At 45.3% G+C, this 25,867-nt stretch carries 22 protein-coding genes and 1 riboswitch; of the genes, 3 read left to right on the top strand and 19 right to left on the bottom strand.

Annotated elements, in window-relative coordinates; all coding sequences use genetic code 11:
- Positions 1-11 precede the first annotated feature (11 nt).
- The 8 genes from kimA to lrpC form a co-directional block, all read right to left on the bottom strand.
- Positions 12-1,835 (bottom strand): potassium transporter KimA, encoded by a 1,824-nt coding sequence (gene kimA, locus FB592_RS10815; protein WP_072175528.1) that lies wholly within the window; start codon positions 1,833-1,835, stop codon positions 12-14.
- 192 nt (positions 1,836-2,027) lie between these two features.
- Positions 2,028-2,171, bottom strand: a riboswitch (cyclic di-AMP (ydaO/yuaA leader).
- A 135-nt stretch (positions 2,172-2,306) separates the two neighbouring features.
- Entirely contained in the window at positions 2,307-4,418 is a 2,112-nt protein-coding gene (locus FB592_RS10820) for a cellulose biosynthesis cyclic di-GMP-binding regulatory protein BcsB (protein WP_141949506.1), read from the bottom strand.
- A gap of 5 nt (positions 4,419-4,423) precedes the next feature.
- Entirely contained in the window at positions 4,424-5,686 is a 1,263-nt protein-coding gene (locus FB592_RS10825; RefSeq protein ID WP_014475851.1) for a glycosyltransferase family 2 protein, read from the bottom strand.
- On the bottom strand, positions 5,679-7,388 hold the full coding sequence (locus FB592_RS10830) for a DUF2334 domain-containing protein (RefSeq protein ID WP_134991919.1): 1,710 nt from the start codon (positions 7,386-7,388) through the stop codon (positions 5,679-5,681). The genes FB592_RS10825 and FB592_RS10830 overlap by 8 nt, the downstream gene beginning before the upstream one ends.
- 10 nt (positions 7,389-7,398) lie before the next feature.
- Positions 7,399-8,250: a cyclic-di-GMP receptor EpsK gene (gene epsK, locus FB592_RS10835; protein WP_021481723.1), complete on the bottom strand. Its 852-nt coding sequence runs from the start codon at positions 8,248-8,250 to the stop codon at positions 7,399-7,401.
- A complete protein-coding gene (locus tag FB592_RS10840; RefSeq protein ID WP_021481724.1) occupies positions 8,231-9,319 on the bottom strand; it encodes a hypothetical protein in 1,089 nt (362 codons plus the stop codon). The genes epsK and FB592_RS10840 overlap by 20 nt, the downstream gene beginning before the upstream one ends.
- Positions 9,320-9,521: 202 nt before the next feature.
- Positions 9,522-11,705, bottom strand: coding sequence for a DNA topoisomerase III (locus FB592_RS10845; RefSeq protein ID WP_141949507.1), 2,184 nt, complete (start codon positions 11,703-11,705; stop codon positions 9,522-9,524).
- A gap of 64 nt (positions 11,706-11,769) precedes the next feature.
- Positions 11,770-12,204: a transcriptional regulator LrpC gene (gene lrpC / locus FB592_RS10850; RefSeq protein ID WP_003246585.1), complete on the bottom strand. Its 435-nt coding sequence runs from the start codon at positions 12,202-12,204 to the stop codon at positions 11,770-11,772.
- A 184-nt stretch (positions 12,205-12,388) separates the two neighbouring features.
- Here lrpC and FB592_RS10855 point away from each other — a divergent pair, with 184 nt between their 5' ends.
- On the top strand, positions 12,389-12,679 hold the full coding sequence (locus FB592_RS10855; protein ID WP_141949508.1) for a DUF3817 domain-containing protein: 291 nt from the start codon (positions 12,389-12,391) through the stop codon (positions 12,677-12,679).
- Between the two features lie 44 nt (positions 12,680-12,723).
- Here the strand turns inward: FB592_RS10855 and amj are convergent, their stop codons facing one another.
- The 5 genes from amj to FB592_RS10880 form a co-directional block, all read right to left on the bottom strand.
- Complete coding sequence (amj, locus tag FB592_RS10860; RefSeq protein WP_015715258.1) at positions 12,724-13,533, bottom strand: lipid II flippase Amj; 810 nt, start codon at positions 13,531-13,533, stop codon at positions 12,724-12,726.
- A 507-nt stretch (positions 13,534-14,040) separates the two neighbouring features.
- Entirely contained in the window at positions 14,041-14,463 is a 423-nt protein-coding gene (locus FB592_RS10865; protein WP_014475844.1) for a pyridoxamine 5'-phosphate oxidase family protein, read from the bottom strand.
- 77 nt (positions 14,464-14,540) lie between these two features.
- Positions 14,541-15,092, bottom strand: coding sequence for a GNAT family N-acetyltransferase (locus tag FB592_RS10870; protein WP_003234398.1), 552 nt, complete (start codon positions 15,090-15,092; stop codon positions 14,541-14,543).
- Positions 15,093-15,177: 85 nt separating this feature from the next.
- On the bottom strand, positions 15,178-15,681 hold the full coding sequence (lyxE, locus tag FB592_RS10875; protein WP_003234400.1) for a D-lyxose ketol-isomerase: 504 nt from the start codon (positions 15,679-15,681) through the stop codon (positions 15,178-15,180).
- Positions 15,682-15,696: 15 nt separating this feature from the next.
- Positions 15,697-16,557 carry an SDR family oxidoreductase gene (locus FB592_RS10880; RefSeq protein WP_032726502.1) on the bottom strand — a complete coding sequence of 287 codons (861 nt, stop codon included), beginning with the start codon at positions 16,555-16,557 and terminating at the stop codon, positions 15,697-15,699.
- Positions 16,558-16,712: 155 nt separating this feature from the next.
- Between FB592_RS10880 and FB592_RS10885 the strand changes: the two genes are divergently transcribed.
- Positions 16,713-17,309, top strand: coding sequence for a class I SAM-dependent methyltransferase (locus FB592_RS10885; RefSeq protein ID WP_172850795.1), 597 nt, complete (start codon positions 16,713-16,715; stop codon positions 17,307-17,309).
- Positions 17,310-17,328: 19 nt separating this feature from the next.
- Here the strand turns inward: FB592_RS10885 and FB592_RS10890 are convergent, their stop codons facing one another.
- The 4 genes from FB592_RS10890 to pbpC form a co-directional block, all read right to left on the bottom strand.
- Complete coding sequence (locus FB592_RS10890) at positions 17,329-18,840, bottom strand: class I adenylate-forming enzyme family protein (protein ID WP_032726504.1); 1,512 nt, start codon at positions 18,838-18,840, stop codon at positions 17,329-17,331.
- A 211-nt stretch (positions 18,841-19,051) separates the two neighbouring features.
- Entirely contained in the window at positions 19,052-21,136 is a 2,085-nt protein-coding gene (gene mtlR, locus FB592_RS10895) for a mannitol operon transcriptional activator MtlR (RefSeq protein WP_103803487.1), read from the bottom strand.
- 185 nt (positions 21,137-21,321) lie between these two features.
- Positions 21,322-22,224 (bottom strand): aldo/keto reductase, encoded by a 903-nt coding sequence (locus tag FB592_RS10900; RefSeq protein ID WP_103803488.1) that lies wholly within the window; start codon positions 22,222-22,224, stop codon positions 21,322-21,324.
- Between the two features lie 100 nt (positions 22,225-22,324).
- Complete coding sequence (gene pbpC / locus FB592_RS10905; protein ID WP_103803489.1) at positions 22,325-24,331, bottom strand: penicillin-binding protein 3; 2,007 nt, start codon at positions 24,329-24,331, stop codon at positions 22,325-22,327.
- Positions 24,332-24,481: 150 nt separating this feature from the next.
- Here pbpC and FB592_RS10910 point away from each other — a divergent pair, with 150 nt between their 5' ends.
- Positions 24,482-24,769, top strand: coding sequence for an antibiotic biosynthesis monooxygenase family protein (locus FB592_RS10910; RefSeq protein WP_014478859.1), 288 nt, complete (start codon positions 24,482-24,484; stop codon positions 24,767-24,769).
- A gap of 5 nt (positions 24,770-24,774) precedes the next feature.
- On the opposite strand, the gene FB592_RS10915 is transcribed toward FB592_RS10910, so the two are convergent.
- Both FB592_RS10915 and lipC read right to left on the bottom strand, forming a co-directional pair.
- Positions 24,775-25,020 (bottom strand): YczI family protein, encoded by a 246-nt coding sequence (locus FB592_RS10915; RefSeq protein WP_003240256.1) that lies wholly within the window; start codon positions 25,018-25,020, stop codon positions 24,775-24,777.
- 172 nt (positions 25,021-25,192) lie between these two features.
- Positions 25,193-25,834 carry a spore germination lipase LipC gene (gene lipC, locus FB592_RS10920; protein WP_072175522.1) on the bottom strand — a complete coding sequence of 214 codons (642 nt, stop codon included), beginning with the start codon at positions 25,832-25,834 and terminating at the stop codon, positions 25,193-25,195.
- Positions 25,835-25,867 lie beyond the last annotated feature (33 nt).

The following is a 25,867-nucleotide window of genomic DNA, read 5'->3' on the forward strand; positions in this document are numbered from 1 at the left end:
GTCCTAGAGCTTTACTTTTTAAAATGATACGGCAGTGTGGCAACCATTATGTCCTTTTTCCAGAACAGCCGGACTCTGAGGAGGAAGGCCGATTGGTTGTGAAGGATGGTGTGCCAGCGTTTTTTCGTTATAAATTGCGGAAACAGCACCATAACGGAAAACTGCTCCTTCTTCGCTTTTGCCTCAACTGTTTCCAAAAACTTATCAAACGGATGGACAAGGCTTCTGTACGAGGAGTGAAGCGTAACGAGACGCACGCCGTTATTAAGCTCTTCCCAGCGTTTTTCGAATTTCTTTTCCTGTTCTCTGTCAAATGACACGTGAACGGCGATCACTTGATCGGACAGTGATTTCGCATAGTGAATCGATTTTTGCACGACGGTGGTGACACCGGCCACAGGCACAATCACAACGGTGCCTTTGATTTCTTCCGGCTCTTTGTCTACGATGCGAAGCTGTTCACCAACCGCTGTATAGTGATTTTTAATCGCAAAAAACAGCAAAACCACTATAGGCATAAAGATTAACACAGGCCATACAACATTAAACTTCGTCACAAACAGGATGGATAGAACCATAAACGATATCAGTGCGCCGCAGGAGTTGATCAGCATTTTTCCGATCCAGCCTTTTGGTTTTTGCCTGATCCATTTCATGCACATGCCGGTTTGTGAAAGCGTAAATGGAATAAATACGCCCACAGCATATAACGGGATTAAGTGCTCCGTCTGTCCTCCGAATAAGATAATGAGAACAATGGAGGCAAAGCCTAAAAAGATAATCCCATTTGAGAAGCCTAAGCGGTCGCCCCTGACTGTAAACATTCGCGGCATATACTGGTCTCTCGCCAGGTTGAAGGCAAGCTGCGGGAAGGCTGAAAATCCCGTATTTGCCGCAAGAACCAAAATAAGCGATGTGACACCTTGGATGACATAGTAGAACACATTCCGCCCGAAGGTTTCGGATGCAATTTGTGAAACCACTGTTTCATCAGGCTTCGGCGCCGTACCATACCCGTACGCGAGCACCGTGATGCCGGAAAACAAGATTGCCAGCAAAATCCCCATCATCGCAAGCGTTCTTGCCGCGTTTCGCGCAGGCGGGTTTTTGAATGCAGGAATCGCATTAGAAATGGCCTCAACCCCGGTCAACGCTGAGCATCCGGAGGAAAAAGCCTTAAGCAGCAAAAACAGCGTAATGCCGGCTACAGGTGTGCCCAGCGGTGTATGATGGGCTGGCTGGTCTATTTGTCCTGTCATGAGTTTAAACAACCCGACTGCAATGAGAACCAAAAGCGCCACCACAAACAGATAAACCGGGTAGGCAAGAATGGATGCCGATTCCGAAAGACCGCGCAGGTTCAAAATCATAATCACTAACACGAGAAAAATAGCGATCGGCACATGATAATCATGCAATGCAGGAAAGGCTGACGTGATGGCGTCCGTGCCTGCGGAAATACTTACCGCTACTGTTAAAATATAATCAACAAGCAATGAACCGCCCGCAATCAATCCCGGTTTTTCACCGAGATTTTCTTTAGAAACGACATACGCCCCGCCGCCCTGCGGATAAGCGTAAATAATTTGCCTGTATGAAAGAATCAGTGCGAGCAGTAATATGAGAACGCCAACCGCAATCGGAATGGAGTACCAAAATGCGGCAGCACTGATTGTTGCCAAAATGATTAGAATTTGTTCTGTCCCATATGCAACAGATGACAGCGCATCTGAGGAAAGCATAGCCAAGGCTTTTAATTTCGTCAGTTTTTGCTCTCCAGCTGCTTGGGATTTTAGTGGTTTCCCAATCAAAAAACGTTTGATTGAATGATACATCGATGTCTTCCCCTTTTAATTTCTCATTTTTCAATTAAAACAATAAAACATCAGTGTCTTGCTCTCACATGTTGTTGATAGTCCTTTCTGCTATGATGTCTCTGTATGCGATTTGCATTCAAAAATGAACAACAAAAAACACAGAGGCAAACGGATGCCCCTGTGCCATAACATCGAACACAGGTTTCATTCATCTCCTCTCACGAACGCTTACGAGGTTAGCTGACGGATTCGGGCATATGAGAGTTAGCCCTACCTAAAAAGGATTCACCCCAACGGCAAAAAGCCGTTCTATTGGGTCCCCCGCTCTGATTTCAGATTAAGCGATTTGTTTTCTAAAAGAGATCATACTCCCGTTCCCGCACGTTGTAAAGAGGCTTATTGGCTGAGAGAAAAAAATAAAATGACAGGTTCCACAAATGGAATTTACTTACCAAAAATAAAAAAACAGAGGCTAAAATCGCCTCTGTTTTATTCTGTATCTGTCTTTCTTTTTCTGCGTCTTACGGCAATCCAAATGAACACTGCCGCAACCACCATAATGAGTGCCAGCACACCAATATACATCCATTTCTGGCTATGATCTTGTGTTGGTTGTTCTGCATCGGAACTGTTTGTTTCCGATTTGAGCTGCTGGTGGTTTGTAAACACCTGCTGGCTGTTTGTTTCATTAAGGACGGTTGCCGACTCATCGTTGCTGTTCAGATAACTGATGATCTCTTTTGTGACAGCCGTGCCATCTCCTTTTGACGGTGCAAAGACAGCCATTGTATAGCGTGAATCCCAAACCGATGCTTGGGTAAATACCACTTGTTTTGTTGTCTCATTCAGCATCTCGAAACCAGATACATCAAATGAGCCGTTCTTTTCCTGCGGTACAAGCAGATCTGATGATTTCTCCTTCAGAAGAGAAAATTGATTGATCCCCCCTATGAAAATGAGGTTTCGTCCTTTCGCATCCTTTGCTGTAACGTCAGATGATTTCTTTACCGTATATGAATGCTGTGCTTCGCTGCCAAAGGATTCCGTTACGAGAGAAAGCTCCTCTAGCTTCGATTGGCTTACGGTGTCAGGAAGCACGATTAACGTTGTTTGATCCTGGTTTCCGGCGTAAGGTAGCGGCCACTCTTGAAAATCCGCTGAAGGAGACATGCCTTTGATGGCGTATGATAATGTACTGTTTTTATCGATAAAAACCCACTTTTCCTCATCAGTGGTGTTGCAAGGGTTGTTTTCCTTTAAACCGGTCGTGACGAACTGAATATCAATGTAGCGGTTTTTTTGCAGCAGCTTAGGGTCCACTTTCACCGTGACATGATAGAATCCGTTTTTATCTTCTTTTCCTAATTCATCAAGCCGGACTGAGTGCGGCTGGCCGTTGATCATCACTTTCAGTTCTGCAGCCTGAGAGACTGATTCTTTTTCAGCCGTTGAGGCTTGAATCGTTTCAGACTTTTTCAGTTTAAGCGACAGCTTCGCCAATTGGTTTTCATCTAAAACAGCCGAAGCCGGATAAAAATAATGTGCTGAAGATGTTTTGTCGGCTCCAATTGTGATATCGCCCGCTCCAAAATTCTCAAGGGTCAGCTTATCACTTTCTTTTTTTTCAGTCTGCTGAAGCTTGCTGATTGAAAGTGTATCGCCGCTGAGCTGGCCTGTGTATGTCTGATCTGTCATCACGCTGATTTTTTTAGTGAGCGCGTCATCGGACGCTGCTTGCGCAAACAGAACCGGCTGCTGCTTGCCCTCTGCTTTCAACACCCGCTCCGCAAGCAGAAGGTTTTCTCCTTTTGCCTGTAGCCCGGCTTGTTTCAACAGTTTTTTCACTTTGCCGTTCCAATGCTTGTCCACGCCGATAACAATCGTCGGCTTATCGATTTTTTTCAGTTCAGATTCCGTGACATACGCAATACTGACACTGCTGTCCACCGTTTTCAAATAGCCTTCTGTTTTAACAGCAGCTTCTATTTCTGCTGAACTTGGGTGATCCGGAATGACGATGGCTGTTTCTTCCGCTGTATTTCCAGATTGGGCGAAAGGATACGGATAATGGTCCAGCGACGTTCCCTTCGCTTCACTGCTGTCAGCAAGTGTCAGCCGGCTGTCCGGATAAATTTTGATCCAGTTGCCTGATGTATCCTGTCTGACGCACACGCCCTCTTTCATTACGCCGTAGAATTTCAACGATACGTTGTGATAGCCTTGCGCAGACTGGCTTTTATTCAGATTCAGCTTCACTGTTTTCCGTTTGGAATCACCATCAAGCTTTAACGTCTTGACCGGTTCATCATCAATGACAGCCGTTAACGATGATGGAGAAATTAAAAGATTTGATGCCTCGTATTCGATTACCAATTGCTGATTGCCCGAAGAAGCGCCTGCCGGGATCTGATACGTCAGCTCTGCGCTGTCTTTTGATCCATACAGTGTAATCAGCTCGCTTGTAAGCACCTGCTGTTTGGCTTGTTCTTGGCTGCTTTTCCCGAGGAGCGAACCACTGACCTGTACGTCTTTGGCAAGAGCCGTTTGTCCAGTCATCGCCAGCAGCATGAAGCTTGTGAGAAAAATCATTATTTGTTTCAAAAAGGTCACCCGCTTTTATGTTGATTGTATCGTTCTGTCTTGTACCATTTGACCTCTTGCTTGAATAAACGGTGCTTGATTTCTACAAATAAAGAGTAGATAACAAGCACAATCCATGCCTGCGAGTATGTGAAGTACATGAGAAATACGATAAAAAAGTTTTGCTTGTTCATTTCTGTTTTTTCAATGCTCAACGTAATCATGACCTCTGTCATAAATAAGAAAAATGCCAAAATCCAGAGAATCATTGCCAAAAATCCAACCGATAAATGCAAATCATAAAACAAATTCACAACAAAAATCGTATTCGACATGATCACGCCAAAGAAAAACAGGAAGTACGTAAAGAAAAAATAAAACAAATCAAAGATAATCCGTTTTCGTTTCAGCTTAAAAAACTGCGCCAAAAATTTGAGCACGACATATTGATTGCCGCGCGCCCATCGGGTGCGCTGGCGCCACCATACCTTCCATGTTTCAGGTTCCTGCTCCCACGTGATGGCGGCAGGGAAAAAGCGGATGTGATAGCCGAGATTATACACCCGGATGGTCAGTTCAGTGTCCTCAGCGAGCGCTTTGTCATCCCAGCCTCCGAGCTTTTCGATAATGCTTCTGCGGATCGCGAAGTTGGTGCCTGGGATCGTGGCGATTTTGAACCACTTCCATCTGCCTCCCTGGGCCATCCACTGAAAACAGATCGTTTCGATATTAATAAACCTCGTCAGCAGCGTCTTCGCTGCATTGATGACGCGGAATTTCCCTACCACGGCGCCTGCCTTTTCGTCATTCATCAGGCCGAGCACGAGGTAATACACGGCCATTTTCTCAGGCGTGTTGTCGGCGTCATACACACAGATCACATCGCCGTTTGATTCGGCAAAACCTGAGTTAAGTGCAGAGGATTTTCCTTTTCCTGCATTTGGCGGCTTCGTAATCACCATTTTGATAAAATCGTATTTCTCGGAAAATTCATTGACGATATCACCCGTCCGGTCTGATGAATTATCGTTAACGACGATAATCTCCAGCCGGTCCTTCGGATAATAAAGGTTGACCATGGCCTTCAGCGTCTGCCGAATCACAACCTCTTCGTTATGCGCCGGGATAAGGACGCTGACCTTCGGCAGTTCCTTCATGTTTTCTCTCCACTTTGGGATATTCCGTTCGAAGGTCATATAGTGGCGAAACCCGCCCTGCATGAGGAACATGTGGTAGAGAAGCATAACCCATATTAAACTTAGCGAGATAAAGAACAGCGTATTACCCAAGGCTTCTTCTCTCCTTAAAAATTCGTTTTTTCAATGTGGCTCTCAAGTAAAACGTATAACTGACAAACATGATGACAAATAAGAGCACAACAGCGGAGAGAATCCATAACGCCTTTTCCAGAGGGGTTTGCCGGTGATGATCGAAAAACTCGTCAATGGGGCTTACACCGTTTTTCACCTGAATCGTTCCGTCACCGCTTGTATGAATTTCCACTTTGTCTGTTTTGACGGTTTGTTTCGTTTTCTTTAAATCAAGCCATTCACTGTCTGGAATGCGTTCCATCTGATCAACCAGCTCAGGCAGATATTTCATCCCAAGGTACGGGTGATAAAATCCTCCGGCTACTCCGCCTTCAAAATCAATCATCTGGGAGATGCGCTCCTCCATCTCACCGAGCGGGTTTTGCTTTGATGTGTCGACAAAGCCGATCGTTTCCGGATAAAGCGTCATTCCGTGCAACATCGAAGGAGCAGTCACAAACGGAGGTGCACCGGATGTTTTCCATGTTGTGCTGCTGAGCTGGACCTGGCCGAAAATGCTTGTAAAATACTGCGAGGCGATTTGATAGCCATATTCGGACATCGTGTAATGCGGCGCTTCAAACGCCAGCGGGTAAAGACCCGATGATGTCAAATCCTCAATGGCACGCGTCAGTTTTTGTTTTGTATACGTTTCTTCCTTTTCCCGAAATGGTTCAAGATAGCTGTGATAGGCTTGTTCGTTCGGGAAGTCCTGTTCTTTCTCCAAAATGGATGGGGGGTCTTCGGCATTTCCGGATGTAATCGGCTGATCCGCCTTTGCATCCCAAAATTCAAAACCCTCTCCTGTTTCACTGTAGCGATAAGCGTGAGTATAGCCGTGAACAATGATACTGCCGCCCATGCTTTGCAGCTTTTTCAGCACCTTGACCATCTTCGGTTTATCAGACAAATACACTTTGTCGCCTGTTTCCGGATTCAAGTAAACCGGAATGACCGCCAGGATAAAAGGAATATGCCGCTTATGCAGGTATGTACCGGCTTGAAGCAGCAGTTTTTCATCAGACATCGGGCTGATATCCTCGAGACGCAAATACAATAACGTCGTCCCCGCCTTCTCTCCGAAAGCTTCTCTGAGCTGTTTCGCCACGATCAAATTGTCATTTAACAAATTTGTTAATCCAATGTACACATTCCCTTTTTTTGTTTTCCATATAAAAGAATGCGTTGTGCCGTCATCAGCTTTGAAGGTGTAAAGCGCCGTTCCTTTCAGGCCTGATATGCTCAGCACGTTAAGCCCGCTTTCCAGAGACACATCGGCCTTTTCCGACCTGCTGTGAACCTGAAACACATTTTCTTTGCGGGCTAATGAAAGCCCGGAAAATTGGTTGATTTGGCCTGCGTTATAGCCAATGGCGACAACCGGGTTTTTTACGCCGCTGATAAGAGACAGCAATTTTTTGCTGAGCTTTCTTTTCGTTTGGCCGTAATAAATCACATGGTCTTTCCCTTTGAAATCCGACGCTTCAACGTCTGAATCTTTTTTGACTGTCACATGGGATGTAAAGTGACCCGCAAGCAAATCGAGCATTTTGACTTGTGACGACTCTTTGCCGTCCAAGGTTGAGTAGATGATGAGAATGCCGGCATCCTGATCTTTCGCTTGCGCAGAAACGGGAAAAGACGCAATAGCTGAAAATAGAAGCATCATGACGCATAGCAATGTGATTCCTTTATAGTTCATTCATCATCATCTCGTTTTCCAGTTCTTCTAAAAATTGATCAGCTGTTTTGATATCGTTGCGGTAGGGCAAATAGCAAACGTGGAACGTAAGCGACACATACTTTCCATTTTCCAGCTGATATGTATCCAATTGTTTCTTCAGCTTGGTCAGAACGGCCGGCATATGTTCAGCAGGCGTGTGCGTCAGCACGATCCCGATACGCTCGTCAGAGGGACGGAATTTCTTATCCGTTTCCCGAACGCTTGTCCTGATTTGCTGACCGACATATTGGAAGAGGCGGTCCGTTTCTTTTTCACCGTACAAAGACTTAAACTCTTTGAAATAATGCATATGGAGCAGCAAAAACACAAAAGAATTGCCATAGCGCTCCGCCCGCTTGATTTCTTCTGAAAGTTCCAGCTTCATCCTTTGCTTGTTATCAAAACCGGTCACTCTGTCAACAGCAACAAAGCTTTTGATTTCGGATTGAAGCCGTGTCATTGAGCGCCGAAGCTCTGCCGTAATATCGTGGATTCGTCCAGAAATAAAAGAAAACAGCAAAAGCGCGATTCCCCACACGACAAGCATTCGCAGCCCTTCCTCAGCCGGAAAGAGCGATGTCTGTCCAGTCTGGAAAAACATCATTAAGGTGCCGAGAACAAAGAGTACGATTAAGGTCACTGCCAGCGCGTAAATCGGGCCGAACCAGATGCCTGCGGCGATGACGACAAATGTGATGCAAAGGATCAGAGCACCTTCCGATTGCTGGGCTGACACATAATAAATAAACAGAGACAGGGCCGCGATGAGCCCTGAAAAATAAGCAAATAATTTTTGTGATTCACTGAATGATATTTTCATTAAAAAGCTTCCTTTCGGCTAACAGCGGCAGCAGATTGTCAAATGAATGCGTCTGAGTGCCGCTCATATAGCCTCCATAATACGATTTCACCGGATCATGAATTTCAAAGTCATTCATTCTGTCATATATGGCTTTGATGACAGAACTGTTTTCATGCTGTTTTGTCAAAAACAATACGGCTAATGCATATACGGATGGAGACTCATATTGGACGGCAGGCTCCTTCGTATCTGCCGAATACCGCCCGTACAGCTTTCCGTTTTTCTGAAATTCCTGCTTGATCCAGTCCGCTAAAACAGATGCTTTTTCATCCCCTTCCGGCAAATGCCAAGCAGTGTAAAGCTGATCAATCAGGTTGATTTCACTGTCGTATGTGTATTCCTTCGTCTCCGAGCTGTATGTTTTCGGCAGAAAGCCATTTTTTAAAGGAGCTGAATAGAGAACATTGGCATTCCGCTGTTCTGTGTCTTCGTCTATGATTCCATTCTTCTTTAAGACAGCTAAGGCGTCAGGCATGACGTATGAAAGCGTCACATCCTTTGAAGCGGCCTGTGAGTCGTAATAGTCTGTAAATAACCCATTGTTCATATTGTATGTCTTCAAAGACGTGCCGATATCCCTAGCCGTTTGCGCGTAGTCGCTGCGGCCCCATTTTGCGGCGGCTTGGTCAAGAGACAGCATAATTCTCATATCATCTATCAGCGCATTCGTCCCGCTCGCTTGGCCATTTTGAATCTTCCACGTCACCAAGTGATTGCTCAGCAGAAATGAATCAGTCAGATGCTGATATTGATCCTGGAAATGCGGTGCGTCATTTTTGCTGAGCAGAAACTCCATCCACAGGCCGAGAGATTCCGACAAGTAAGAAGGCTGGTCTGAAAAATCGGTTTTGATCAGCCCTTGGTCATTCATTAAATTGTGATAGATGAAATATTCCGCCGGCTGGAGCGGGCTGGCATTCACTTCTGTTGCCGACTGATTTTGGGTCTTGTTTCCAGCTTCAGCACACCCTGCGGAAAGTCCGATAGATAAGAAGAATAAGATGACAGCAATTAGTACATGCCTCACAGGCAAATCCCCCTTTGTCGCCTGAAGCAAATCAGACGCTCACAAATAGTTATAGACGAAAATATGACTGCCACGTTACAAAGTACATTTACTATAAAAGAAAAAAATGCAGATTGCTAGCTTTTTTTTCCCTTTTTGAACATTAAGAAAACAGGACCTAAGTCCAATAGAAAAACCTGTGCGATAGGCACAGGTTTTTTTATTATTTATCCAAACCGAGTTTTTTCAGCTGTTCTGCCAGCGCGTTGTTAATCGGCTCATCTTTATTTTGTTTTTTCATATAAGAGGATACGTCCCGTTTGGTAGCACGCGCTTTGTCTTTGTTTTTTCGTTTTTCAAATACAGAGAGCTTTTCACGGTGACCGCACACACACGCAAAGGTTTGGCCCTCGCCTTGGCCGCGAAGCTCCATTCTTTTCTGGCAGTTCGGGCAGCGTGCGTTTGTTTTTCGGGCAATCGTTTTTCTGCTTCCGCATTCACGATCTTGGCACACGAGCATCGTCCCGCGTTTGCCGTTTACTTTCAGCATCATTTTGCCGCATTCCGGACATGCCGTTCCCGTAATGTTGTCATGTCGGAAGGTTTGGCTGCTGTTTTTGATTTCTTTTACCGTTTGGTGAGCGTAAGCCTTCATATCTTTAATAAAAACAGCCGATTTCAATTTGCCGGCCGCGATCGCAGACAGCTTTTGCTCCCATTCTGCTGTTAAGGCCGGTGATTTCAGATCCTCCGGAACAAGCTGCAGGAGCTGTTTTCCTTTAGACGTGATAAAAATATCTTGGCCTTTTTTCTCGATTAAAAAGCTGTTGAACAGTTTTTCAATAATGTCGGCACGCGTTGCCACCGTGCCGAGGCCGCCTGTTTCTCCAAGCGTTTTGACGAGGTCTTTTTCTTCTCCCTGCATAAATGCGCTTGGGTTTTCCATCGCTGACAGCAAGGTCCCTTCGTTAAAGCGGGCAGGCGGCTTCGTTTGGCCGCTTGTTTCCGTTAACGTGCGGACGGCAAGTGTGTCGCCTTTTTGAAGCGCAGGAAGGGTCTGGTCTCTGTCATCCTCCTGCTCATCATCCTCATCCGCCATATCATAAACGGCTTTCCACCCTTGCGACTGCACGGTTTTGCCTTTTGCCGTAAAGGTTTCTCCGCCGATTTCTGCGATGACCTTTGTTTCCTCATATTCGAATGCAGGCATTAATACAGCCAGGAAACGTTTCGCAATCAGGTCATACAGCTTTCGTTCTTTATCACTCAGACTGCTGAGAACGAGCGGCTCTTCGGTCGGGATAATCGCGTGGTGGTCTGACACCTTCGCGTCATTGACATATCCTTTATGAGATTTAATGCCGCGTTTTTTAATTTGGCTGACATATTGGGCATACGGTTTTACTTCCATGCCTTCCAGACGGTCTTTTAACGTCGGGACGATGTCACTGGATAAAAATCTAGAGTCCGTCCGCGGATATGTGACGAGCTTATGCTGCTCATATAGCTTCTGCAGGACAGAAAGCGTTTCTTTGGCAGAAAAACCGAAGCGCTTGTGAGCGTCACGCTGGAGCTCCGTTAAATCATAAAGCGCAGGCGCAAAGCTTTTTTTCGCTGTTTTTTTCAGCTCAGCTACGACCGCTTGCTTTCCGTCGAGGTTTTTTAGCAAACGGCTTGTTACATCTTGATTGAACGTTCTCGTCTGCTTGGATTTCTTATCCTGCCACGTCAGCGTCATGCCGTCGACTGCAGCACGTATACCGTAATAAGGAACGGGCGTAAACGCCTGAATGTCTGCCTCGCGCTTTGCAATCATGGCTAGCGTCGGAGTCTGCACACGACCGCATGAGAGCTGGGCATTGAATTTTGTGGTAAGTGCACGGGTGGCGTTGATCCCCACAATCCAATCCGCTTCCGCTCTGGCAACGGCAGAATGGTACAGGTTTTCATATTCTTTGCCGCTGCGCAGCTTCTGAAAACCTTCCTTGATCGCTTTATCCGTCACAGATGAAATCCACAGCCGCTTGATTGGTTTTCGGACATTCACTTTCTCAATGATCCAGCGCGCAACAAGCTCACCTTCCCGGCCTGCGTCAGTCGCGATGACAATCTGATTGACGTCTTTACGGGTAAGCTGGGATTTGACTGCATTGAACTGCTTTCCGGTTTTTTTTATTACCACAAGCTTTAAGGGTTCTGGGATAATCGGCAGATCCTCTAGGCGCCATGATTGAAATTCTTTTCCGTAGCCTTCTGGATCAGCAAGCGTCACCAAATGGCCTAAAGCCCAGGTCACAATATATTGATCGCCTTCGAGATAACCGTTTCCTTTTTTATGGCACTTCAGCACCCGGGCTAAATCCCGGCCGACTGAAGGTTTTTCAGCTAATACAACTGTTTTTGACATGCTTGATCACTTCTCTTTCTTTCGCGCTCATCCTGTTATTATAACAGACTTCACGCGGCACTCTCTAACCGCGCCCGTTTTTCGTGTCAATTTCTGAGAAAATGACGTGAGTGACGGTTTGCGCGTAGGGCGATGTTTTGTTAATGAAATCTTCTACCGCTTCGAGGCTTTCGGCATTAATTTTCAGCATATAGCAGGCTGCACCCGCAATCCGGTAGCAAAATTCAATATTCGGCAATGTTTGAATATAGCTTTTGAACCGCTCGTAATCCGCGTTTTTAACGGTTGCTTCCACAATGCAGGAAACGGGAAGCCCCAGTTTTTTCTGGTCGACCTCCAGCGTGTATTGCTTGATGATGCCAAACGATTCAAGCTGCCTTACCCGTTCTGTCACAGATGGAGGCGACAGCTTAATTTTTCTGCCTAATTCCCTCATCGACAAACGGCTGTCCTTCTTCAGCTCCTCAATGATATTCAGATCAATCTGGTCAAGTTTCATTTCAACATCCTTCTTTTTTGATTTTGTACACATTATCTCGGGTATTTTTGTAAATGACAAGTACAGTTCCCTAGAAAAGGCATGTAAAAATGAATGTTTTCCGAACATTTTTTGAAAGCTGTCATATGCCCCTCCGGATTGTTTATAGTATAAAATGAAAACGTGTCCACAAGGAGGGCGATTTATGCTGCACACGCCGATTGGAAGATTTCGCACGATGGGTTTTATTGAAGGAATGTCACTCTTAATCCTGTTGTTCATCGCTATGCCGCTTAAATATTGGGCAGGCCTTCCGCTTGCGGTGACAATTGTCGGTTCGGTTCACGGCGGGTTGTTCATTTTGTATTTGCTTGTCTTGGCTTATGCAACCTTCTCTGTCAAATGGCCGCTGAAATGGTCAGCTGCCGGCTTCATCGCCGCTTTCGTCCCATTCGGAAATTTTTTGTACGACCGCGGATTAAGGAAATATAAATAAGGGAACGCAAAAAAGGCTGGATTTTTATGATCCAGCCTTATTTATTAAAACCACTTTGTCAGCCACGCGATATAGTAGGCCCCCGGAATAAACATGAGCTGGGCGAGGAGTGTGCCCGCCACCCTTGATGTGACCATTGTGACAGAGGTCCATTTTAAATAGAGATAGCTTCGTTTTCCTTTTGCCACATCATCAGCTAGAACGGATACTTTAGGATCAACAAAAATGGCCAGCAGCATCGTCGCAATTCCGTTGATCAAACCCGAAGCCATGACGGCTGTCGTACTGCGCTCCGGCGCCAGAAGGCCTGCGTATAAAGCCGAAAGCACGCCAATCGTATAAATCGATGTGATCAGCATGTTGATGACAAACAAACGCTTCGGAATCAAGCGCATATGAAATCCTTTTACATATGAAATAGACGGCAGACGCAAATAGGAAAGGGCATTTTTGAATCCTTGTTTCGAGAATCCCTTTCGGAAAACTTGAAAAACGGAGCCGCCGCCGCCCGCCAAGTGAATAATCGCCCGTGAAAAAAGAGCGACAAAAGACGGGAGCAGGATAATGCCCAAAATGGTGCCGACTGTCGATCCGAAAATTAAAAAGCGGAACTGCTCCCCTACAATCGCCAGTGCGTTTTTTCCAGCATCATCAATTAAATGCCCGGTAAAGGGCTGCTGCACCATGTTCGACATTCTGGATACGATGACCATGACATTAAACAGAGAAAGCGCGGACGCAATAAATCCAACGCGGGCCCCGGAAAGCCTTGTAGCATAGGCTAAGGTTTCTATCGAGTGAATCAGCAATAAAAAACAAAAAATAAAAAGTACTTGTGTTGTAATGACATGCACGTTATTCTTCCTCCAATTTCATCCTAGAGATAAGACTGGAAAGAAGACAAGGAGGTTTCAGTACGATGTGTTTTTTGCAATAAAAAAACCGTCCGGCGTACGCCGGGCGGTTTGTCTTATTCTTTTCTATACGCAAATAAAGATTATATCATCCGCCAAGTCAGGCGGGTTAGATTCATAAAGCATTGTTCCGAAGAATCATTCTGGAAAGTAAACACCATGGAAATTTCTTGAACACAAGACAACGAAAGCCCTACCTCTCAATCGTCACTGCGGCTCCGAAGCCGCGCCGGTGTGAATTGTAAAACAAAAAAGTCTTTTTTCCATCTCATCGTTAGGGGCGATTTGTTATGAAGGAAAAGAATAAGGGCAGCTGGTTATGCTGCTTGGGAAGCGGTAAGCTTCTCTCTCAAAACAGAAAAAAGAAGTTTACTTTCTTTTTTATTTGCTTATTTTTCTTACTAGCTATTCATAATAACATATCGCCCCTGAAAACACAATTATTATTTACAGGTCTAGTGAGACCGGTGTTTTCTCCCCGGCATTCATTAATCTGATATCCTCCGGTTCAATTTCAAGAATCACCAGATTCGGATCATCCTTGCCGTCAAACCAGCGCTCTAATTTGGAACTCCATATTTTGTCCTTGAGTTCTGCCGAATTGTTAATTTTGGCTTTTCCGGCAACTTCGACATATGCGTCGCCAAACCCTTCACAATCATAGCCTAATAAAATGTGGACATTGGGGTTGTTCTCAATTTCTTCCGCTTTATGAGTTTCCTTGCTTGTCGGTGTGTAAATCGTCAGCCCGTCATGGAAAAAAGTCATGTAGCGGGAATGCGGTTTGCCCTTTTGAACTGTTGCGAGCGAACCTACTTTATGGTGATCTAGAACATCAAGCACTTTTTGTTTAATGTCTTGCTGATTCATCTCGAATCACTCCTTTTTAACGTCTCCGCTGTTACTTTTCCACATCCGGGGAAGATTTAAACAAGAAAGTGTGCTCTTTATTTTTCGCCTTCCCATTCACGCTTTAACAGACTGTAGTAGACGAGGTCGTGATGCATGCCATTTACGTATAAGCCGTCCCGTGCCCTGCCTTCCTCTAGAAACCCGAGCCGCTCCGGAACCGCTCTGCTTTTTTCGTTTCCGACAGCCGCACAGATCGCCACACGATTCAGCTCAAGCTCTTCAAAAGCATACGTAATGAGTTTTCGGCAGGCAGCTGTAATAATGCCTTTCCCTTCAAATTCTTTGGCAATCCAATATCCGATTTCCGCCTTACGATTCACTTGATCAAGGTTATGCAGGCTGATCATGCCGCATAGGCTGCCGTCATAAAGGAGCCCCGCCTCAATGCCGTTCAGGTCGGCATACTGGCGCCGCCAATCTGGAATGATTGTTTCTCGGTACGTTTCAGCGCTGCTTGGATTTTCCGCAAAAAACAGCCACTTGCCAAGCCGCTGCTGATTTTGGATAATGAGTTCGGCCAGCCGCTCCGCATCCTTCGGCTCCAATAATCGGATGGTGATGTGCTCATTTACCTTGCAAGTGAACATTGCCTCGCCCTCTTTCCTTTTTTACCCATTATAGCGATGATTCTGTTTTTTTCAATACAAAAAGGATGGGCTGTTAAGCCCATCCTTATATTCTTGGATCGGTAAAGATATCATGTTTATCCGTGCTCGTCGATGACATCTCCGTCACGACGGCACCTTCTTCCCCGGCCTGGAACCAATGCTTTGTGTTTGGTGGAATCGTGTATTGCCCGCCCGGTTCTAGCTCAATTTCGTGCCAGACCGTATAGTGTTCTCTGTCTTCCTGAGGAGGGAGAACCTTTGGAAGCGGCGTTTTTTCTCCTTCTACGTAAAGATACACTTTTCCGTAGCGGCAGCGGAAGGTCTCCTGCTTGCCTTCCTGGCCGTCGACCGGCGGATGGCGGTGTTCCGGGCAAGTCTGTCCCGGAAACAGCACCAATTCCTTTGAACAATAACGGTCTGTATTGACGTAGACGAAGAGCTGGAGCCCGACTTTTCTTTCTTTTCCTAAGCCGTAATCCATCAGCTGGATTTGGTCTACTTCCTCGTCCGTTAATACAATCCCTGCTTTTTGATAGTAGCTGTTCACTTCTTCTTTCGTGATGCCCATATGTCTCACTCCCTCTTATGTCGTCACAAAGTTTCCGCCGTTGACATGCAGGGTCTGTCCTGTCATGTAAGAGGACTCATCTGATGCCAGGAGCACATAACAGCCGACGTGCTCAACAGGCTGTCCAGGACGGCCCATCGGCGTATCTTGCCCAAATTGAGCAACTGTTTCTTCAGGGAACGTAGCTGGGATTAGTGGCGTCCAGATTGGACCCGGCGCGACTGCATTTACACGGATGCCATCTTTAACAAGCGCCTGCGCCATTGTTCTTGTAAAGGCGTTGATCGCCCCTTTTGTCGCTGTATAATCAATCAGTGTCGGGTTCCCTACGTACGGGTTGATGGATGTCGTATTGATGATGGCGCTGCCCGGTTTCAGGTAATCAATTGCTTTTTTAGTCAAATAAAATTGAGAATAAAAGTTTGTTTTGAATGTGCGGTGAAGCTGTTCGCTCGTAATATCTTTGATGCTTTCCTTCGGATGCTGTTCACCTGCATTGTTGACAAGGATGTCAAGGCCGCCTAGTTCCTTGACCGTTTTTTCAACCGCTTCATTGCAGAATTCCTCTTCACCTACGTCACCAGCAATCAGCAGGCATTTTACGCCTTCTTGTTCAACACGTTTCTTCGTCTTCTCAGCGTCTTCATGCTCATCCTTATACACAATGGCGATGTCAGCGCCTTCCTTTGCGTAAGCGACGGAAACCGCGCGTCCGATCCCGCTGTCGCCGCCTGTAATAAGAGCTACTTTTCCTTTTAATTTGTCTGCTCCTTTATAATCCTCGTACTCATACACCGGACTCGGATTCATTTCGCTTTCAATTCCCGGCTGGCGACTTTGAGTTTGTGCCGGCAGTTCTTTTGGATAATTTTCCATGATGATTCTCCTCCTTTGTTTTCATGTCTATTTGTTGTGTACCTCACACACTCTTTGGATAAACATGGCTTGGCACCTTCGCATTGCTTTATCAGAAAAATGTTTCACATGGAACGCTGGGAGGAAATTAACTCAAAAAGGGGGTTGGTTGCTGAATGATTAACATGCTTTCTAGAAGATTCAGCAGGCCAAAGGGCGTCATCGGCATGATTGCCGGGTACATCATGGCTGCTGAAAATCAAACACTGAATCAGTGGACAATCAATCAGCTGGGTATCACGCGCGGGGACAGCATTTTAGAAGTCGGGTTTGGCCCGGGATACTGCATGCAGCAGATGCTGAAACGCGAGAAGGATGTTCATCTCCATGGGATTGATGTGTCAGAGGCCATGCTGAAGCTGGCCGCCCGCAGAGTGAAACCAAAGGGCGTACGCCTGATACAAGGAAGCATCGAGACATTTCCTCTCCCCGCCTCGTTTTATGATAAAGTGATTTCCGTTAATAACTACACCATTTGGAATGACCAAACAAAAGGCATGAAACAGATTTATCGGGCATTAAAGCCAGGCGGCAAAGCAGCCATTACGATGCAGCCGCGGGAAGCGGATGCCAGTCCTGAAAAAACCAAATCATTTGGAAGACAGATGATTGCTGACTTTAAAGCAGCCGGCTTCGAAGACATTGATATACAATTTAAGAACATTAAGCCTGAGCTTTCCGTCTGTGCAACTGCAAAGAAGCCCGCCACATAAAGTGGACGGGCTTCTTCTTTTATGAATGTACAGCCTGATTGCGCAGGACGTCTTTTTTCACCTTGCCAAGGTTGTTTTTCGGCAGTTCGTTAACAAATTCAACTTCAGGTATTTTGTAAGCGGACAGGCGTTCTTTACAAAATGCGATGACATCCTCTTCCGTGATGCGCTGGCCGCCATTTTTCACGATAAAAGCTTTCGGTTTTTCACCGTAAAGCGGGTCTGGAATACCGACCACAGCCGTTTCAAGGATTCCCGGGATCTGCTGGATAACTTCTTCAACCTGATCAGGATATACGTTATCGCCTCCGTAAATAATGACATCCTTGTAGCGTCCCGTGATGAAAATAAAGCCATCTTCATCTACATATCCTGAATCTCCGGTTCTAAACCATCCATTTTGCAGCACTTTCGCTGTTGCTTCAGGATTGTCTTCATAGCCTTTAAATAAGAATGGAGTATGAACAACGATTTCGCCGATTTCTCCTTGAGGAAGTTCTTCTCCGGTCAGAGGATCTTCCACTTTGACTTTAACACCTGCCACAGGTTTTCCTGCAGATGCCGCTTTATCCATTCCCATATCAGGCGTCCATGTGCTGATGCCCCAAGCCTCAGTACTTCCATAGCCATGCGCAAGCGGAATGCCAATATCAAGATAGCGGCGGATTAGGCTGCTCGGCACTTTTGTTCCGCCTGTCATTAAAATAACAAGCGAAGATAAGTCAGTTTGGTGCGTTTCCCACGCCTCAAGCAAATACGTGTAGAACACAGGAAGAGCCATCACTGTCTGAATTTTCTCTTCTTCAATGACCTTCAGCATGTGAACAGGATCTTGATCCTTTGTAAACACAAAGGTTGTTTCTGCAAACGTTCCAAGCATGATGCAAATGAGCGCACTCGTATGATAAATCGGATGGCACGCGAGAAAGCGAAGACCCTTCATACGTGCTATTGAGCTGTTGGATTTTTTAACATATCTGTATATGCCGCCATGTGTAATCATGCATCTTTTCGGGTTTCCCGTTGTTCCAGATGTAAACATCAGAAGTGCTGTATCATCAGGGGAAACCATTTCCGTCTCTGGCAAATGATCAGGACCTGCAAACAGCGCTTCAAATTCAGCAGATGTTTCGTAAGCTGTTCCTGTTTCCATTGTTACACACAGTGAGGACAATTCAGGAAGAACTTCATCTAGTGTCTCTTTAAACTCCGCTCCGTAAAACATTGCTTTCGGTTCACTTGCTTTTAAAATGCCTGTCATTTCATATGGTTTCAGCTGCCAGCTGACAGGTACGACAACAGCACCTATTTCAAGTGCGGCGAACATAACAGTTGAGGCGGGATGGCCGTTTTTGCAAAGCAATGCAACACGGTCGCCCTTTTGAATTCCTTTTTGAAGCATGGCATTCGCCAGCTGATTAATCCGTTTACGGTAACCTTTATATGTCAGTGTATGGTCTCCGCTTTTTACAGCCTCTATATCTTCGCTATTCGGCATGTCATGCAGAATCAGATGCTGTAATGTTTCCATATCGTCATCTCCTATATTCTCTTGAATCTTCAATAATTTGTTAGATTTTCTTCCTTACCTCACCCATTTTAACCCAAAAAAGATAACTTGTAAAACTATTTCATTTTGGAATTATTCCAATACTGAATGATAAAATAGTCCCACATTTTCTTATTTTGTTCCCCATCCACAGAAAAACACACGCCAAATTTTTGACGTGTGCCATGCAGGTTTACAGTATGTTTTTTTCTTTCATCCATGTGAAAAATATGCGGTTTAACCGCTGATACAATTCTTGTTCTCCTTCTTCTTGAAACCCCGCCATGCTTTCTCCGCTCTCGATAATTGCCGAGCTGATCGCGCTTAAAATCTCCGAGCCTTCAGCAGATAATGAGTTAGGCGCCATCATGACGAGAATGCGTGTCATCCTGAGGGTATTTCCGTCCATGCCATCCACTTCATAGGAGGTGCTGAGATCAAACATTTTGAAAAAAGGCAGGACGATTTCATCATTTTTGAGATGATAAAGCGCCATGTTTGTTCCGGGGATTCCCAATCCCCCTTGTTTCTCCCGCTCAGCCAGGCAAACCGCGGCTTTTTCCGGATTACGGATCAGGCCATCCTTCTTCAGCTGTTGAAAAAGCTCTAGCAGAAGCATGCTATGGTCCGGGTTTGTTTTGAGTGGAGCTAGCGTAAAATGGCGCAGAACATCTTGGATAACCTCCATATACCGCCCTATGCTTTCCGCCGCCTCTAGCATGTCAGGTACATCAGCTTGCTGCGCCTCTTCCTTCGGGCTTCTTTTTTTGTTAAGAATAAGGGGAATCTTCCGCTTGATATACTGCTTGACCTGGTTTGCGTCTTCCTCATTTAATAGTGGGCTGACCATGATGTAATCAATGTTTTCATAAGGAATCGGTACAGTGGACACAATCATATCATAGGCTTGAACATCCTTCCCCTTTAGCTCGATCAGGGATGACATATCAAACGATTCAATTTCCGGCAGCTCTTTTTTCAGTCTGGAGGCAAGCATTTTCGAGGAGCCGATCCCGCTTGAGCAGACGACAAGCGCTTTCACTTTTGCTTCTTCTTTTTTGATTTCAAGAGCCGAGCCAAAGTGAAGAACGATAAAAGCGATTTCATCATCAGAAAAGGACATGCCCGGAAAATACTTTTCGACGCCTTCTTCGATCGCCATATAAAGCAGAAAATAATCGCGCTTGATCTGTTCCTTCATCGGATTGTATATCTCAATATTTTCTTTTATGCGGCTGACGGCCGGCTCCAAATGGGCAATCAAGCCTTCATATAAAGAGTAGTTTTTCGTCAGATCCATTCTGATTTTGTCTGAAATAAAAGCAATGAGCCGCTTTGTTTGCAGGGCTGTTTCCAGCTCAATTTCCTGCGCTTTGTATTCTGTTTTGTATTTTCGATTGGCGCTTCGAAGATGGATTGTAATATAGCCGACCTCCGCCTCTGGAATCGTCACGCCGAAGGCACGTTCAAGCTCGCCCGCGATTTCAAGAGCGGAACTGTATTCTTTCGCATTCATCAGTTCCTCAAGCTCATTTTGCTCCATGGTGATGGTTTCCCCAAGCTTAATTCGTTCGATCGCATACGTCAGATGGACGACGAGCGCTATATAGGAGCTGTCGGACAATGAAAAAGCGATTTTTTCTTTGAGCTGAAATAAGATGCGCTCCATTTTTAACAGCTCACCTTTGCTGACAACCCCGAACATTTTCTCTGAAGAATCGGTTTTTCCTTTGATGTTTAATTCAACCGCTTCCAAAAACATTTGGATGTCGAGACGGTTCACAATCAAGTTGCCGACAATTTTCCGTTTCGCATTCTCCGGCCCTATAAGCTGGATGCCAAAACCTCTTTTGCGGATCAGTGTCAGTCCGAAGGGAGAAATCCACTTCTCGAGCTCATCTAAGTCATAGCTGACCGTGGCATTCGTCACCTGGAGATCATGAGCAAGCGTGTACAGTTTGACTGGCTCCTGAGACTCTAATAACGAACAAAGAATGAGCAGTTTCCGTTCGTCGGCGCTGTATTCATGCTGTTCATATGATAAATCAGTAAGCAGCTTTTGTTTATCTTCGGGACTTCCCACTGCTTTCAACCCTTTACCGGGCTGTTTATCTAACGTAAGCCCCACGGTTTCCATCAGCGGTTTAATTGATTTGAGTTCCCTGTGAATGGTTCTCGTGCTGACTTGCATCAGCTCAGCAAGCTCAGTTACGGTTATATATCTGTTTTGTAATAATAAGTGCTTTAACAGCTTTTGTTCTCTGGCAGTCATATACATAAAAAAGACCTCCTAGACTATCTTGATGTGCGGATGAAGTCGCAAGGAGATGCAGTAGAGGATATAGAGAGGTTTCCTTTTAATATAAAACGCTTTCAAGCAAGAATCAATCACTTATAAATGGTAATTTGGCACTATGCGGTGTGACAATATTGAAAAAGCATCAGCTGGTAAGCTGATGCTTTTTATGGAATATCGTAACCCTGTACGGCTGTAAAAATGCGGAACCATTGATCCTGGTCAAGCTTGTATGACAACGCATTTATCGCGGCGGAAATCCGCTCACGCTTTCCGCTTCCGACAATCGGCATGATGCCGGCCGGATGCGTGAACAGCCATGCGTACATGACCTCGTCCAATGAAGCAACGCCGATTTCCCCTTGGACGGATTCAAGCGCCGTGCGGACACGCTGGTCTTTATCCGTGTTTCCAGTGAATACTTTGCCGCCTGCCAGAGGCGACCAAGCCATCGGCGGAATCCGTTTTTCCTGGCACAGGTTCAAAGTGCCGTCGAGCATATTTTCTAATTCGTATGCGGAAAGCTCAATCTGGTTGGTTACGAGCTGCTCAGGCAAATATGATTCCAGCATCCGATACTGGTGATCTTTAAAATTTGAAACGCCAAAGTACCTGACCTTGCCAGAGCATTTCAAGGCCTGAAACGCCTCTGCTACCCCCTCCGGATCCATGAGCGGGTCCGGTCTGTGAATCAACAGCACATCGATATAATCCGTCCTAAGGTTCATAAGCGATTGCTCAACGGATGCCAAAATATGCGATTTGCTTGTGTTATAATGATGCGATCTGTGAGCTGGCCGTTCAGGCGATTCAAGAACGATACCGCATTTTGTGACCAGCTCTATGTTTTCTCTTAATCCAGGCGAAAGGGCAAGGGCGTTTCCAAACAGCTTTTCGCACGTATAGCCTCCATAAATATCCGCATGATCAAAGGTCGTGATGCCGTGATCGATACACCATTCAATGAGGCTCAGAAGTTCAGCATCTGAATAGTTCCATTCATTCAGCCGCCAAAGCCCGTGTATGACTCTTGAAAATTGAAGATCCTCCGCCAATTGAATACGCTGCATGCAAAATCCCTCTTTTCTTTGTATAAACCGGGTTTTGCCCCTTACTAGTTCATTCGGCCTCAGATCCCCTTTTTCCTTTCGCTCCTTTTAAAAAGACATTTTAATTCGATTGAAATTGCTTTTTCGCTTTCTCAACGACATAGTGGCTGCCGCCGCGGTCCTGCACATTTTGGATCATCATGGCGACAAGCAGGTCTTTGTTTTTGTAATCGTAGCCGACAAACCAGCCATTTTCCGTGCCGTCTTTATCATCTTTTGATGTTTTCAGCTCGGCTGTTCCTGTTTTCCCGGCCACTGTGATTCCTTTCACGACAGGCTGATACGCTGATCCGCGCTCATCTTCCACAACGCCTTTCAGACCTTTTGTAATGTCTGCTGCTCCTTCCTTGGTGACCACTTGCTTGTGCCAAACATCAGCTGTTTGTGAATCTTTTTTGATCAGCGTCGGTTTGACAAGGTCTCCATTGTCAACAAATGGCGTGTAAGCAGTTGCCAAGTGAAGCGGAGACATTTGCATTTGCCCTTGTCCGTAGCCTGTATCCGCAAGCAAAATGTCTGAATCAAGCTTGTCATTTGCAATAGACGATTTCTGGATCGGGAATTCGTACGGAACGTCCTCTGAAAAACCGAATGTCTTCAAGCCTTTTGTGAAGGTGTCCGCTCCCATATCAAGCGCATTCTGGGCAAAATAAATATTGTCTGACGTAATAAGGGCGTTTTCCAAATCGACTTGTTGAAGTCTCTCAGACACACGTGTCACTGAATAGCCGCCCCAGCTCGAATCTTTTTGCCACTCCTTGCCTTTGATTGTTTTCTTCTCATCGGCTTTAAGGGCGCCGTTTTTGATTCCAATAGCAGCCGCAATCGGTTTAATGGTAGAACCTGGCGCGTATGTCTTATTGAATTTCGCTGAAAACGGATTGTTTTTATCTTTGTTTAGCTTTTTCCATTCCTTATCGCTCCAGCCGAAAATAAATCCGTTTGGATCGTAGGAAGGCGCGCTGACAAGGGCGAGTGTTTCGCCTGTCTTCGGCTGCAGCGCGACTGCCGCCCCGCTGTCATCCTTCAGTTCATCATACAGCTTCGTTTGCGTTTTGATATCAATTGTGAGGTGAAGATCCTCGCCGTCCTTTGCTTTCTTTTCAGCGATGACTTCCCCGGTTTGCGGCACGTAGATTTTCCAGCCAGTTGTGCCTCTTAGCTTGTCTTCATACACATTTTCAAGTCCGGCGATACCGATGTTAGACGTATCGCTGTACGTTCCTTCTTTCTTTTTCTTCAGTTCTTCCGCTGTAATGGCGCGGACATAGCCTGTTAAATGGGCTGTCTTTTCGCCATACGGATAGTAGCGGGAGCTGACATTCGTTCTTGTTACGCCTTGTAATGACGTCGCTTCTGAAACTAACTTCTCCTGGTCAGGCTTGACCTTTTTGAGCGGCACAAACGAATCGTCTTTTACCCAGCCTTGATCCAGCTTTTTCTTGATGTCGTCTTCAGTCAAATCAAGTTTTTTGGCGAGTTCTTTTATAACTTTCTCTTTTTTATCGCCAAGCTCTCCGGGAACAATTCCAATTTCCGGAACATCTGTATTGACAGCTAAACCTTTTCCATTTTTATCGTAAATTTGGCCTCGTTTCGGTTCAATGCTCATAATTTGCACGGTTTTGTCGTCAGCCAGCTGCTTGAAAATAAACGATGGGTCCCAATCTATATTCCATGACTCCTCGTCATCTGTTTTTTCTAATTTCAGCACAGCAGTATTCTTGAAGCTGACTTTGCCGGCATTTGTGTTCATGCTGACTTTATACGGGATATGTTTCATTGTCTTGTTGTCTTGATCGTCCTTATCTACTTCTCCCGCAGTGACTTTCAAATTTTTTACGCCGGCCTGCTCATAGATGGCTTTATACCTGTTGACGAAATCTTTTTTGGAGATTTCTTTTTTGACATCTTTAGTCAGGCTTTGATACATGTCATCGAATTGCTGATCGTTCCACTGTTTCACGAATGCTTCCATGCGATCCTGTGGTGAATCTGTTTTGGAGCATCCGATTAACCCAATCAATCCGACGCATAGAAATACTAGTAGAATACACTTTTTTAACATGACTTTCTCCTGCCTTCCACTTGTTATTTTCTCTTAATTGAATTGGTGCGTGCAAGATTTTTTTGAAAATGAAGGAAAAGTTCACCGATTTTGCAGAAATCTCCTATCGTTTGCTGTAGACTATTTGAAAAGACAGAAAGAAGGGATAGCATGGTCAGAGAGGCAGCAATGCTTCACATTAAAGAAGGCCTTGAACAAGAGTTTGAGGATGCATTCCGGCAAGCGGCGCCGATTATTTCCGGCATGAAGGGCTATATCACTCACTCGTTATCAAAATGCATGGAGGAAACGCATAAATATCTGCTTCTTGTGGAGTGGGAAACACTTGAGAACCATACGGAAGGCTTTCGCGGTTCTTCAGAGTATCAAGAGTGGAAAGCCTTGCTTCATCGATTCTATACCCCGTTCCCGACGGTCGAGCATTTTCAGGATGTGTAATAGATTTATATAATATGAAGTGTAAAACCGATAAGGGAGACAGACCATACAAAAACGGCGGTATAAATATTAAAAGCGCCTGAGCCGTCATTTTCTTTTTTGCGTTCTTCAAGCCCCTGCATAAACATGACCGCGCCAAGAAAGACGAGCATGACCGATTGGATAACAGAGGTGTGTTCCGTATAGTTAAAAGCAATAAGCGCCAGTATAATAATGATAACCGCAAAAGACATTTTAAAAATCCGAAACAAAAGGACCATCCTTCCTTATATACGAAATATTGAACGTTATGGCTATATTTGCCTACGTCCTCCATTATTCTAGCGCACTTTGTTTGTCTGTAGAACAGAAGACAGAGAATTTTAAGTTTCTTTTAATATTTCGATCACACATAAAAAACGCGCCTGTCATGAGGCGCGTTTTTTATGAAACTGATAGTTCTTTATAGCCTAGCTTGTGAACGGCTTCAGCCATCGCTTGATAGCCTTTGCAGTTCGGATGGACACCGTCAAAGGACAGATATTCCCGCTCCTTGCCTTTGAAGATGCTATAGGCATCCGCGATTTTGACATGGGGTGCTGATGCAAGTGTTTCTAAATGTGAATTAAAGGATGTGATCCATTTGCCGGCGATTTCAATGCCGGGAAACGGATTGTATAAGTTGAACACTCGGATGGCGTACGGGGAAGGTTTTTCTCCTTTAATCTCGGCGATTTTGGCAATCATCTTTTCAAAATTCTCATGGCAATGGGCGGATACACGGCTGAAAATCGTTTCATCCTTAGAGGTTTGGTAGGCTAAGACCGAATCGATGAGATCGTTTCCGCACCCTGTGATCGTTATCATATCAGCATCTTGAATGCATTTTTGCACATAGGGATATGACAGGAGTCCCAAAATCTCTTCTGTATTCAGGCCTGATCTGGCAAATATGTTTATTGCCGTTCTTGTTTTCAAGTCAGCTTCCATCATGTCCCCAAAACGCTGGACGAAGCCGGGTGAAAACAGCCCGGAGCCTCTCCCTGTCGTCAAGGAATCGCCCAGAGCTGTATATCGAAGCACCATGTTCTTTCCTCCACTCTTGAACGTCGATACGTT

Origin of the sequence: Bacillus sp. SJZ110, from assembly GCF_006715455.1 — a bacterium.
GTDB lineage: Bacteria > Bacillota > Bacilli > Bacillales > Bacillaceae > Bacillus > Bacillus subtilis.